Raw genomic sequence first — 13236 nt, forward strand, 5'->3', positions numbered from 1 at the left:
TCGATCCTATGCATAAGAGATGTCAACATTCTTGATAGCTCTTCCGTTTCACTTACCCAAGCTCTACCGATGGCAGCATCAATGTATTTAATCTCAATTCCGATATAAATTTGCGTTCGTGTTTCTGCTATTGACGATCTTGATATATCTAAAAAACGCACCCGCTCTTTTTTGCTGATTCTAGCCATACCTTCTGCGATGTTACTCGGTATTGATAAACCAGAACGTGTGAGTTGATTGCGAAAACCAAAGTCATTCAGATCAGTCGTTTCTTTGTAGATTTCAGCACTTAATCTTGCTGATCGCTTCCATACCTCTAATTTTTCAAAATTCATACTTGCATCCTTTTAAGTATAAAAACTTTATATAGGCACGAATTTCTCAGAATGCAAATTTCAAACTGACGGCTGACGGCTGACGGCTGACGGCTGACGGCTGACGGCTGACGACTAACCACTTCTTCTGAGATTAAACAATAACAAAATCAGAATCGTACAAAAAACAACCTAACTTATTCGAGTTTCTTGTTTACTTTACGCTAGAAATCGCTAGAATACGCCGGCTTAAATATATTCGTTCTTTTACAACCCAAAGGTAATGCTATGCATCCAATGTTAAACATTGCGGTTCGCGCTGCGCGTAACGCAGGCAAAATTTTACTTCGCGCAAGTGAAGACTTATCAAAAGTTGATGTACAACAAAAAGGCACTAACGACTTAGTGACTAACATCGACAAAGAAGCTGAAGCCGCAATTCGTGACACTATTTTAAAATCTTACCCAGATCACACTATCGTAGGTGAAGAGCTTGGTGAGCATAAAGGTAAAGATGCAGATTACCAATGGATTGTAGACCCTCTTGATGGCACAACTAACTTCATCAAGGGTATCCCTCATTTCGCAGTATCTATTGCACTTAAAGTTAAAGGTCGTTTAGACCAAGCTGTTATCTATGATCCAATCCGTGGTGAATTATTCACTGCATCACGTGGTCAAGGCGCACAGCTTAACAGCAAGCGTTTACGCGTAACTAAAACTAACGAGTTAGCGGGCTCTGTACTTGCAACTGGTTTCCCATTCAAACAAAAGCACCACTTAGACGCATACTCTGAAGCGTTTAAAGCACTTTTCGTACACACTGCTGATATCCGCCGTGCAGGTTCTGCGGCATTAGATATGGCATATGTTGCTGCGGGTCGTGTTGATGGTTTCTTTGAAATTGGCCTTAAGCCATGGGACACAGCAGCAGGCGAGCTTTTAGTTAAAGAAGCGGGCGGTATGGTTGTTGATTTCGCAGGTGGTATTAACTACAACCAAAGCGGCAACATCATCTGTGGTGCACCTAAGTTAACTCAAGCGATCATTCGTGAAATTCGCCCAGTGTTAACTGAGTCACTACTTCGCTAATAGCGGTTGTAATGCAAAAAAGGAGCTACGGCTCCTTTTTTTGTGGCTGAAAATAATCGTTGTCGAGTTTTATCTCTATGACTTCACCTTCTTTAAATGGCAACTTAGCCAAGTCTTCAGCAAAGTAACTGGCAAATAATTGCTCAAACTCGCCCGTGCTTTTCATCACCTTGAGTCCTTTTAACAGGGCTTCGGCCAATTCAGGCTTGTGGTTACTGACAAAAAAGTAAAATGCCGTTGGATAACTAATATAAAGATTAGGCACAATGACAAGTTCGTCACTTTTCACTTGTTCCATTTCAGAAATGACTTCAATGAACGAACGCGGAAAATAATCAACTCGCCCTCTGATCACTAGGTTAAACATCGCCTGATAATTTGCCAGTGGCCTGACTGTTAAGCCGTTTTGCGCAAGGATTTTAGTATCGGGCCAATCATGGCCTTGAATGGCACTAAACTGCGCTAAATCTTGCTTCGTTTTTACATCTTTAAAACGTGGTAAAAAAGCTCGTTTAGTGAGTAATGCGCGTTTACCAATGTAGCCTTTAAACAGTGGCACTTTAACGGCTATTGCAAGGTGTTCTCGCTCGGGGCTTGTCATACTCCAAAACACATCAGCCTGGTTTTCATCGAGCATCAGCAAAGTGCGCTGTTGATGAGGGTGAACCAGAACTTCGCTGATTTCTGCTTGATAATTACTGGCGCGTAAAGCCGCTGCCAGCAATTCATGAAGATAATAATCGCGTTTATACAGTGGGCGTTGTTCAATCGCTAAATTGACCACATTGTTAGCTTCTGTGGTAAGGCTGTATCCTAGGCTTAGCAATACTAGGATTGCACTACATAGTCGCTTCATTGTTATTTTTGATTATTGTGTTTTTTTTAAGCTACACCCTGTTAAACAGGGACACAAGTAAAAATATTCAAACTTAAAATTTCTTCATGAACTAATAGGGAATGCTTCATCTTTTTGGCAATTCAAACGGACTACCGCAGGTGCTGGGCGGCTTCGTTTGCATACAAATAAGTGGCTACTCTGATAACGTTTTGCTTCTTTTTTCGCATCTGTTGCCAGTGCTGCAACTTGGTGGCTGTTAATACATAGCTCTAAATCAGGCTTAACTAAACCGATTGATAATGTAAGTAGTGGCACAAACTGCTTTTTACCTTCGCGGTTGCTTGCCCAATAACCCCCTTGCTCAATATGTTCTGGGGTGAAAAAGGCCCGAGACTGCAGCTCAAACTTACTAATGATGTCATGGCATACGTGCTCTGCATCGTTTTGATCAAACACCACCATAAAGTCATCACCACCAATATGGCCGACAAAACCTTTACTAGTGCTACACGCCTCTACGATGACTTCAGCAAGTAATTTTATAACGCTGTCACCGCTGGCATAACCGTATAGGTCATTAAATTGTTTAAAGTGATTTAAATCAACATATGCGAGTGAGAACGGATAATTATTGCGAAGCCTCAGCTCTATCGCTTCATTAATCGCGACATTACCCGGCAGCATAGTCAGCGGGTTTGCATGTTGCGCATGGCGGATTTTTTCTTCGGTAATGTGCTTTAAGATATTACGCAATGGCGCCAAACCTAAATATTCGCCATTACGGGTGATAACAATGTGGCGTCTAATATCAAACTCAAATTCGGTAATTTGCTGACTCACTGTATCGAGTAACTCGTTTTCATCAACGATTAACGGCTGCTTATCCATTAATGAAGTAACCGGCTGCTTATCATAAAGTGCATGACCATAGGGAGCGGCAAACACTTCAGTGAGTTGATCTCGGTGTAATAAACCAACAGGAATATTGTGCTCAAGCACCGCAAGACTCGTTAAACTTTTATCTTGCTCAAAGATGCTGTGCGCGTCTTTGCAACGGGTTGTTGCTTCTATGCTGGCGTGCTCGACTGCCAACCAACCAATCGCCATAGACTGTTCAAAAGTATTGCTGCTATCTGATGATTCTAAGTGCTTTAAGCAATGAATATTTATTTCGTAGCTTGGTTGTATACTCGGCCTTTCGAGTAAAAAGCCTTGTGCGTGCTGCACGCCTAAGCTTTCGAGTAAACGAAGCTCCTCTGCTCGTTCTATCCCTTCTGCGATAACTTGCGTATTGGTGGCTTTTGCAAGCTCAATAATTGACTTTAAAAACTCTTTTTTAACCACACTCTGGTCGCAATGATCAATAAAGTAGCGGTCTATTTTTACAAACTCAGGACATAACTCAGACCATTGCTTTAAACCCGAATAGCCAGCCCCTAAGTCATCAATGGCAATCGAAAAACCTAGTTCGCGGTAATGGGCAATGGTTTTTAATAATAAAAAGCCATCATCCACTTTTTCTTGCTCTGTAACCTCAATAACGACCCGATTGGTTGCAAGACCAAAGTGCTCAACTAGATGTAATGTTTCACCTTTAGGATGGCAAGGGTCAAGTAAGGTTTTAGGACTTACATTAAGGAATAACTTACCTTGCAGATTGAGTTTAACAAAGTTCTCAATTGCCTTACTGCGACAAAGTAGCTCTAATTCAGAGATTTTATGGCAAGCAATTGCTTCGCTGAATAATGCACTCGGCATTTCTAGCTCAGACCCTTTTGGACCGCGACTTAATGCCTCATAACCCAAAATATGCTGATTAGAAATATCAAAGATAGGCTGAAACAAGGTTTCAATAGCACTGTTATCTAAGATCTGCTGTAGTTGCGCGCTCACCTTACACCTAGCGTTAGTAATACAAATAGACGGCTAAATTAGCAACCTTGTATGACAATTTTATGGCAAGGCTATGACGAGTACTGACTACTCAATAGCGGTGATCAGCTCAAGCTGCTTAATGCGAGCAAAACTATCTGTCATTTTTAATTTAGCTTTTTGGTAATCACTCTGTGCTAAATCAGCTTGTTGCGCTAGCGAATAGACGGCAAGCGGATTAAGTAATAACTGCTGCGCATGATAGCAACTTGCTGCAGCAAACTCAGGAAGGTTTGGCTCGAGGTTGATAATGATTTCATTCTTTAACGCGTCTGTGTCATTACTTTGCGGTTGCTGAAACTCGGTTGCGTCTGCCAACGCATGCAAACTTGCCTCACACTCTGGCAGCTGCGCTTTTAGGTTTAAAAACAAACCTGTTGATGAAGTAATTAGCTTAAGCGTCAAATCTTGTAATTGCTGAGTTGTTGATTGGTTTTGCAATGCCTCTACAACTTGCCAAGCTAAACCTTGGTAGTTGTCGAACTGCTGCTCAAGTGTTACCTCAGGTATTTGCTGTACTTCTGTCTGTTCTGGCTCAGGCTTATCGTCACAAGCACTAAGCATTAAAAGTATAAACACGCTAAACATCAGGTGTTTCATAATGTCTCCCATAAAAAAACCGCCCTAATTAGGGCGGTTTCTTTTTGTATCACTTATTAAGGCATAGGATCGAGATCCGCACCTTCTTTTTCAATTACTTCTGGAATTAAGTCTTCTTTACTTACACCCATTGCAATTGCTACTGCTGAAGCAACGTAAACAGACGAGTAAGTACCGATGAACACACCAAATAGTAACGCAGTTGCGAAACCGTGGATCGTTTGACCACCCCATACGAACAATGCAATCAATACTAAAATTGTCGTGATTGAAGTAACTAATGTACGGTTTAACGTCTGCGTTAATGAAATATCGATAATTTCAATCGTGTCATCAACACGCACTTTACGGAAGTTTTCACGGATACGGTCAGATACAACGATAGTATCGTTGAGTGAGTAACCTATTACTGCCAAAATCGCCGCAAGAATCGTTAAGTCAAACTCAAGACCTAGCACTGAGAATAAACCTAATGTGATGATAACGTCATGTAATAGTGCTGAAACCGCACCTACCGCAAATCGCCATTCAAAACGAAACGCAACGTAAATTAAGATACAGATAAGTGCAGTTAACATGGCAAGGCCACCCTGCTCTTTTAGATCTTCACCCACACTTGGGCCAACAAATTCGATACGACGCATTTCTACTGTCGGCTCAATTTTTTGCAATGCCGTAATGATTTGGTTACCAATAACTTCTGCTTTAACGCCTGCACCTTGCGGTGCAAGACGTACTAAAATCTCTTTACTTGAGCCAAACAGCTGCACCGAGAAATCTTCAAAACCACTTTCTGTGATTGCATCACGTACTTGTTTAAGATCGGGTGCCTCTGTAAAGCCTACTTCAACAGCGGTACCGCCAGTAAAGTCGAGACCGAAGTTTAAGCCTTTAGTAAAAAACGATACGAAAGAAGCCAAAATCAACAAGGTTGATACTGTCATGGCAAACTTACGTAACTTCATAAAGCCGAGTGTTTTACCACCGAGTTTTAAAATTTGCATGCTGACTCCTAAATCGACAACTTCTCAATACGCTTACCGCCAATGAATAAGTTGATTACCGCACGGGTACCAACAATGGCTGTAAACATAGAGGTGATAATACCAATCGCAAGTGTTACTGCGAAACCAGCAATAGGACCAGTACCCACTGCAAATAGGATCACTGCTGCGATTAGCGTTGTGATGTTAGCATCGAAAATCGTACTAAATGCGCTGTCGTAACCAAAATGAACAGCTTGTTGCGGGCTACGGCCATCAGCAAGTTCTTCACGAATACGTTCAAAAATAAGTACGTTGGCGTCAACCGCCATACCGACGGTCAATACGATACCTGCAATACCCGGTAGCGTTAACGCTGCACCTGGGATAAGCGACATTACGCCGACGATTAATACTAAGTTTGCGCCCAGTGCCAAATTTGCCACCATGCCGAAACCTTTGTAGTAAACAAGCATAAATACAAGTACAAACACAAAACCAAGCACAACCGCAGTCATACCCGCTTCGATGTTCTCTTGACCTAGGCTTGGACCTACTGTGCGCTCTTCAACAATTTGAATTGGCGCTACAAGTGCACCGGCACGAAGTAATAAACTTAGATTATGTGCTTCAGCTGGGTTATCGATACCAGTAATACGGAATGAACGGTCAAGGCGCGCTTGAATGGTTGCCACATTGATCACTTCTTCCACTTTAATTGGCGGAAGCGCTTTACCGTTTTCATCTGTTTTACCCGATGGCTTGTATTCAATGAATACCGTTGCCATGCGTTTACCGATAGCACGCTTAGTGAACGCATTCATTTTTGCGCCACCTTTGCTGTCTAGCGTAATGCTAACTTGTGGACGTTGATACTCATCTGTGCCTGATTGCGCACCAGTAATATGACTACCTTCAAGAATGATGCGTTGCTTAAGTACCACAGGGTAACCTTCACGCGCCATGATCATTTCTGTACCTGGCGGTAAACGACCTTGCAGCGCAGCACTTGCATCTGCGTTCTCGTCAACTTCGCGGAATTCGAGTGTTGCTGTTGCACCCAGAATTTCTTTTGCACGCGCTGTATCTTGCACACCCGGAAGTTGCACGATGATACGCTCAGCACCTTGGCGCTGTACGTTAGGCTCTGCAACACCGATTTGGTTAATACGGTTACGGATAATCGTTTCGTTTTGTTTGATAGCGTAGTCACGAATTTCTTTTAACTTTTGCTCGCTCATGCTCACGTAAAAAGCATTGTCGCTGCTGCTATCATCAACGTATACGTTTAATGGGTAACGTGTTGATAAGAAACGCTCTGCTGCGCTTTTATCTTCTTCGTTACGCATTTCAACACGTAATCGCTCGCTATTCGCTACACGGCGAATGGTGCGATAACGTAGTTTTTCTTCACGTAAGTCACTTTTGAAATCTTGTTCCATTTGCTCAAGCTGAGTATCAACCGCCGTCGCCATGTCGATTTCCATAGTAAAGTGAACACCACCGCTTAAATCTAGGCCTAGTTTCATTGGGTTACCACCCAAAGACTTTAACCACTCAGGTTGAGCAGGCGCCATATTGATTGCTGAGATGTAATCTTCACTAAGGGAATCACGCAGTAGATCTTGCGCTTTTAGTTGGTCTTCAACATTCTTAAAACGAACGAGGATTTGTCCGTCTTCAAGTTTGCTTGATTTAACAGTAACGTTATGTTCTTTGAGAGTCGCATTTACTTTATCGAGTACGCTGAGGTCAGCATCAGTACCTTTAGTGCCCGATACTTGGATGGCCGGGTCACGGCCATACAAGTTAGGTGAGGCATATAAAATACCAACGACTAACACTACAAGAACAAGTAAATACTTCCATAATGGAAACTTGTTTAACACGTGTGAGTCCTTATTTTTATTGTTATAGCGACTTCATAGTGCCTTTTGGCAATACTGCAGAAACAGCTGATTTTTGAACTGTTACTTCTGCTTGGTCGTTTAATGAAATCACGATGAAGTCTTTGTCATCAGCGATTTTAGCAATCTTACCTACTAAACCACCTTGCGTTAGTACTTCGTCGCCTTTCGCCATTGCGCTCATTAGGGCTTTATGCTCTTTTACACGCTTAGCTTGTGGACGGTAGATTAAGAAATAAAATACCAGACCGAAAATACCCAACATGATTAGCATTTCCATGCCACCACCTGCTGGTGCTGCACCTGCCGCACTTGCGTGGGCGTTTGAGATGAATAAACTCATTTCACTTCCTCTTTAATTTTTCTAAAAATTTAATCTGATGTATCTGCAAGCTCTGGTACTTCTTGACCACGGCGTGCATAAAAATCTGCAACAAATTCGTCTAGTTTGCCATTACTGATGGCATTACGTAAGCCTTCCATCACGCGTTGATAATAACGTAAGTTGTGAATCGTGTTTAGACGTGCGCCTAAGATTTCATTACATTTATCAAGATGATGCAAGTATGCACGTGAATAGTTTTTACATGTATGACAATCACACTCAGGATCCAGTGGACCGGTGTCTGTTTTATGTACTGCATTACGGATTTTAACAATGCCGCCAGTAACGAATAAGTGGCCGTTACGGGCATTACGCGTAGGCATTACACAGTCAAACATATCGATACCACGGCGAACCGCTTCAACTAAGTCTTCAGGTTTACCAACACCCATTAAGTAACGAGGTTTGTCTTCTGGCATTTTGTAAGCACAGTGATCAAGAATATTGATCATCTCGTTTTTTGGCTCACCAACCGATAAACCACCTAATGCATAACCATCAAAGCCGATTTCTTCTAAGCCTTTTTGCGATTGTGCACGAAGCTCAGGGTACATACCACCTTGTATAATACCAAATAGCGCAGCTGGGTTGTCACCATGGCCTTCTTTTGAGCGTTTAGCCCAACGAAGTGATAACTCCATAGAGTCTTTCGCTTCTTTTTCTGTCGCTGGGTATGGCGTACATTCGTCAAAAATCATTACGATGTCAGAGCCTAGATCACGCTGAACTTGCATCGCTTTTTCTGGCGAAAGCATGATTTTTTCACCATTAACTGGTGAGCTGAACATCACGCCTTCTTCTGTGATTTTACGCATTGCACCTAAGCTGAATACTTGGAAACCGCCTGAATCAGTTAGGATTGGACGATCCCAATTCATGAAGTCGTGTAAGTCACCGTGCTGCTTAATGATTTCTGTGCCAGGACGTAACATTAAATGGAAAGTGTTACCTAAGCAGATTTGCGCGCCAGTATCTTTTACTTCGTCAGGGGTCATGCCCTTAACTGTGCCGTAAGTACCTACCGGCATAAATGCAGGGGTTTCTACAACGCCACGTTCAAAAATCAAGCGGCCGCGGCGCGCTTTACCGTCAGTGCGGTCTAATTCAAATTTCATATTATCCTCAGTGTCGGAAAAACAGTCCAACAAGCTATAATTTAACCGCTCGATTCTACCCTGTTTGCAGGTTTATTACTATTAATTGGGCTAAATTCGAAAATAAAAAGCCCAGTTCAAAAACTGGGCTTTTTATTGGGTATAATCGTTATTTGCGCGTTAAGAACATCGCATAGCCATAACTAAAGAAGCGATACTGTTCTTTTATCGCCGTATGATAAGCACCCATAATGTTATCTTGGCCTGCAAAGGCACTGACTAACATAATCAATGTTGATTCAGGCAAGTGGAAATTTGTTACCATGGCATCAACCACATTGAACTGATAACCCGGGTAAATAAAGATATCGGTATCACCAAAGTAAGTATCTAATTTGCCGCCGTGCACTTTAGCAGCAGACTCTAACGAGCGGACTGAGGTAGTACCTACGGCTATTACGCGACCACCTTTCGCTTTCGTTTCGGCTACCGCTTTAACCACATCATCAGGCACTTCAATGTACTCAGAGTGCATAACATGCTCGTCAACTGAGTCAACACGCACAGGCTGGAATGTACCCGCACCGACATGCAAAGTCACAAACGCCATGTTAATGCCCTTATCTTTTAAGGCCGCCATTAATTTATCATCAAAATGCAGGCCAGCTGTTGGCGCGGCTACGGCACCTGGCTTTTCACCATAAACTGTTTGATAGCGCTCACGATCTGACTCGTTATCAGGGCGGTCAATATAAGGTGGTAATGGCATGTGGCCGATGTCGTTTAAGATATCGAGGACATTTTCGTCTTTGGCAAATTCAAGCTCAAAAAGCTCGCCATGACGCGCAACCATGGTTGCTTCTGCTTTACCTTCAAGAATGATTTTTGAGCCTGGTTTTGGCGATTTGCTAGCTCGCACATGCGCAAGCACACGGTGCTCGTCGAGTACGCGCTCAACTAACACCTCAAGCTTACCGCCCGATTCTTTTTGCCCAAACATACGCGCAGGGATCACTTTAGTGTTATTAAAAACTAATAAGTCATTTTCATTAACAAGCGATAAAATATCACTAAACACTTTATGCTCAAGGTGGCCTGATGGGCCATCAAGCGTCAGTAAACGGCTGCTAGTTCGATCTGCTTTCGGAAAACGAGCAATTAATTCATCAGGAAGGTCAAAGCTAAAATCAGCTACGCGCATAGAGCATATCTCTCATTAATAAAAACGCGCCAAGTTTACTCTGATACGCCCACCACCTCAAGCAAAGCCCTGTGCCAACTTCGTACAAGCTTAAAGGATTACAAACTTAAGTACTTATTAACCGCTTTTGGGTAAAGTTTGCTTGTAGATTAGGCAAAATGTCATTATTCTAGCTTATTCACTAAACATGGTTTAAGTAAGAGGTAGTAGCGCCATGGCCAAGCAGTTAAAGCTGCTAATTTTGAACGCAAGCGTTGCTGAGCGTGAGACTATTAAGTCGACATTAAACAAGCTTAATGTTTTCATGTTTATCGAAGCCAGTGACTCTCAAGATGCGCTAAAAATTCTCAAAAGCCACCCGGTGGATATTATCATTACAGGCCTTGAAGTCGGTAAGATTGATGGTTGGCGCTTTTCGCGCATGATCCGTTCAGGGCTATTGAAAACCCCAAAAAACACACCTATTTTACTTACTCCACCAATCTATTGTGAACGTATAGCCGAAACCACTGCACGAAGCTATGGCATTGATGCTGTTCTTCCATTTGAACGCCAAGATATGTTGCCGCAAGTGCTTGCCAACGTGTTATCAACACACCTTGAAAAAAGTAGTCGCCTTAATTTATTACTACTTGAAACCGATAACCGTAAGGCAAAGGATATCAGCGAACAGCTAAAACTTAGCTTCGCGATAACCCATACCACCTCAACAAAAGCGACGCTTGCTACCTATCTACAACAGAAGTTTGCCATTGTATTGATTGACGCGACCGAGTCTCATTCAGATACTGCGGCGGGGTTAATTAGCGAAATATTACAACACAACCCTAAGCAAGCAATCGTAACCATCATTGATAACAATGATGCAGATTACGCAGAGCAGTTATTACTTTCTGGTGTTACTGATTTTATTCGTGCCCCGTACGATCATTCATTATTGAGTAAAGTGTGTGATCACGCTGCCCGTCGTGAAGATTTCATGGTGAGCTACGCAGAGTTTGCGCAAAAAGTAGAACAACTAAGCCAAAGTCAAAGCCGCTATAAAGAGCTGTTTTCTGCCCACCAACGTATCTTATTACATTTAAATACGGTGGTACTTGAGTTTAACCAAGAGGGAAATATTCGCTTTATTAACCCAGCTTGGGAGCACTTAACGGGATATGGTATTAAGTCTAGCTTGGCGAAATCATTAACTGATTTTTGTTTGCCTGAGTGCAAAACAAAGCTGCAAGATACAATTCAAAGTATTTTGCATGGTGGTGAGCAACAGCAACAGGTAGAGATCCAACTTAAGCATAAAAATGGCAATGCTATTTGGGTTGAGTGTCGTTTACAGCTGATTAAAAACAGCCAAAACTCTGCGACCATAACTGCAACTATCGATAACATTCATGAACGTAAGCAAGCTGAGCTACAGCTTCGTCACTTAGCCTTACACGATACGCTCACTGAATTGCATAACCGTTACTACTTTGACCAACAGTTACAACGTATTTGTAAGGCCAAATACACCAGTAAAGATACCGAGCATGCGCTCATCTATATCGATTTAGATCACTTTAAAATCATTAACGATAGTAAAGGCCATCAACAAGGTGACATCGTTTTAAAAGAGGTTGCCCAGTTATTTACTGCGAATATCAGTGATGAGCATTTAGTGTGCCGCATCGGTGGTGATGAATTTGCCGTGATCTTAAAAAATACTAACTTACTTGATGCACACTTGGTGGCAGAAAGTATTTGTATGGCGATTGAAAAACACCGCTTTCACTCCGAAGGCCAAGAGTACTCAATTAGCTGCTCCATTGGTTTAACACAAATCACTGAGCAAAATAACGACCCAAGTGAATGTTTAAAGCAAGCTGATATCGCCCTTTATGTAGCAAAAAGCTTAGGCCGTAACTTAGTTCACTGTTACTCAAAAGAAGATAGCCATCATAACAGCTTACAAGCTGGTCTTGAGTGGGGTCATAGCATTCGCCAAGCATTACAACATGATGCAATCGAACTGCACTATCAACCAATTTGGGACTTCAAACGCGGCCATGTTGCTTATTTTGAAGCGCTATTACGTTTGAAGTTGAATGACGAGCTTATTTATCCCAACCAGTTTATTCCTGCGCTTGAGCTTTTAAACGATACCTTTTTAATGGATCAATGCGTCATTCGTAATGCTATTAAGAGCGTTGCCGAGTACCCAGAGCTTAATCAAGTCGCAATTAACTTATCAGCACAGTCGTTTTTAGATGAGCGCCTATTGCCGCACATTGAATCGAGCTTAAAAGAATATAATGTTGAACCAACACGCATTATTTTTGAGATCACCGAGTCTGCGAGTATCAATAACCTGGTGGCAACCCGTGCCATGATCGAGCGTTTAAACGGCTTAGGCTGTCATTTCTCGATTGATGACTTTGGTACTGGCTTTAGTACCTTCAACTACCTTAAACAATTACCGGCTCAGCATGTAAAAATTGATGGCTCATTTGTTCGTGATATGTTGAATGACCCAATCGATTTAGCACTTGTAAAAGCGATCAATGATATTAGCCGTTCGCTTGATAAGCGCTCTGTAGCTGAATATGTTGAAAACAAAGAAATATTCTTAGCACTAAAAGAAATTGGTATAGACTATGGTCAAGGGTACTTTATTGCCCGCCCTGTACCGGTTGAAAAAATTAGCGCTGAACTTAAAAAAATATCTGAAAATAATCTGTTTAATTAACAGTTGGCTAACATTAAAAAGCCTAGTTCTGATACATTTTTAAACATTTTTTATTAGTTTTTAAGCTTCCATACTCACAATACTCATCTATACTTTAATCCACAGCAAGAACAAATGTCGTGGTTTTATGGTGATTATCAAATAAAAACATGACATTACTTATTA

General features: G+C 41.9%; 11 protein-coding genes. 2 read left to right on the forward strand and 9 right to left on the reverse strand.

Going from position 1 to position 13236, the window contains the following annotated elements:
• On the reverse strand, positions 1 to 335 hold a 335-nt coding region (locus tag C2M25_RS05640), incomplete at its 3' end, for a four helix bundle protein (protein ID WP_105175105.1).
• Positions 336 to 602: 267 nt separating this feature from the next.
• On the opposite strand from C2M25_RS05640, the gene suhB reads away from it, so the two are divergent.
• Positions 603 to 1406 carry an inositol-1-monophosphatase gene (gene suhB, locus C2M25_RS05645; RefSeq protein ID WP_054552496.1) on the forward strand — a complete coding sequence of 268 codons (804 nt, stop codon included), beginning with the start codon at positions 603 to 605 and terminating at the stop codon, positions 1404 to 1406.
• A gap of 25 nt (positions 1407 to 1431) precedes the next feature.
• On the opposite strand, the gene C2M25_RS05650 is transcribed toward suhB, so the two are convergent.
• The 8 genes from C2M25_RS05650 to queA all read right to left on the reverse strand — a co-directional run bounded on the left by C2M25_RS05650 (position 1432) and on the right by queA (position 10346).
• Positions 1432 to 2262: a substrate-binding periplasmic protein gene (locus C2M25_RS05650; RefSeq protein WP_105180656.1), complete on the reverse strand. Its 831-nt coding sequence runs from the start codon at positions 2260 to 2262 to the stop codon at positions 1432 to 1434.
• A gap of 84 nt (positions 2263 to 2346) precedes the next feature.
• On the reverse strand, positions 2347 to 4137 hold the full coding sequence (locus tag C2M25_RS05655; RefSeq protein ID WP_105180657.1) for a GGDEF domain-containing protein: 1791 nt from the start codon (positions 4135 to 4137) through the stop codon (positions 2347 to 2349).
• Positions 4138 to 4224: 87 nt separating this feature from the next.
• Positions 4225 to 4776, reverse strand: a complete 552-nt coding sequence (locus C2M25_RS05660) for a hypothetical protein (RefSeq protein ID WP_105180658.1) — start codon at positions 4774 to 4776, stop codon at positions 4225 to 4227.
• A 56-nt stretch (positions 4777 to 4832) separates the two neighbouring features.
• The gene (gene secF / locus C2M25_RS05665; protein ID WP_063701801.1) at positions 4833 to 5780 is read right to left on the reverse strand and encodes a protein translocase subunit SecF; all 948 of its coding nucleotides are present in this window, start codon (positions 5778 to 5780) and stop codon (positions 4833 to 4835) included.
• A gap of 8 nt (positions 5781 to 5788) precedes the next feature.
• Entirely contained in the window at positions 5789 to 7648 is a 1860-nt protein-coding gene (gene secD, locus C2M25_RS05670; protein ID WP_063701803.1) for a protein translocase subunit SecD, read from the reverse strand.
• A 22-nt stretch (positions 7649 to 7670) separates the two neighbouring features.
• On the reverse strand, positions 7671 to 8009 hold the full coding sequence (gene yajC, locus C2M25_RS05675; RefSeq protein ID WP_036973302.1) for a preprotein translocase subunit YajC: 339 nt from the start codon (positions 8007 to 8009) through the stop codon (positions 7671 to 7673).
• A gap of 29 nt (positions 8010 to 8038) precedes the next feature.
• Positions 8039 to 9166, reverse strand: a complete 1128-nt coding sequence (gene tgt / locus C2M25_RS05680) for a tRNA guanosine(34) transglycosylase Tgt (RefSeq protein WP_058583935.1) — start codon at positions 9164 to 9166, stop codon at positions 8039 to 8041.
• 148 nt (positions 9167 to 9314) lie between these two features.
• A complete protein-coding gene (gene queA / locus C2M25_RS05685; protein ID WP_105180659.1) occupies positions 9315 to 10346 on the reverse strand; it encodes a tRNA preQ1(34) S-adenosylmethionine ribosyltransferase-isomerase QueA in 1032 nt (343 codons plus the stop codon).
• Positions 10347 to 10560: 214 nt separating this feature from the next.
• Here queA and C2M25_RS05690 point away from each other — a divergent pair, with 214 nt between their 5' ends.
• Positions 10561 to 13071: an EAL domain-containing protein gene (locus tag C2M25_RS05690; RefSeq protein ID WP_105180660.1), complete on the forward strand. Its 2511-nt coding sequence runs from the start codon at positions 10561 to 10563 to the stop codon at positions 13069 to 13071.
• Positions 13072 to 13236: the final 165 nt, after the last annotated feature.

The sequence above is a fragment of the Pseudoalteromonas sp. T1lg21 genome, from assembly GCF_002964625.1.
Lineage (GTDB): Bacteria > Pseudomonadota > Gammaproteobacteria > Enterobacterales > Alteromonadaceae > Pseudoalteromonas > Pseudoalteromonas gelatinilytica.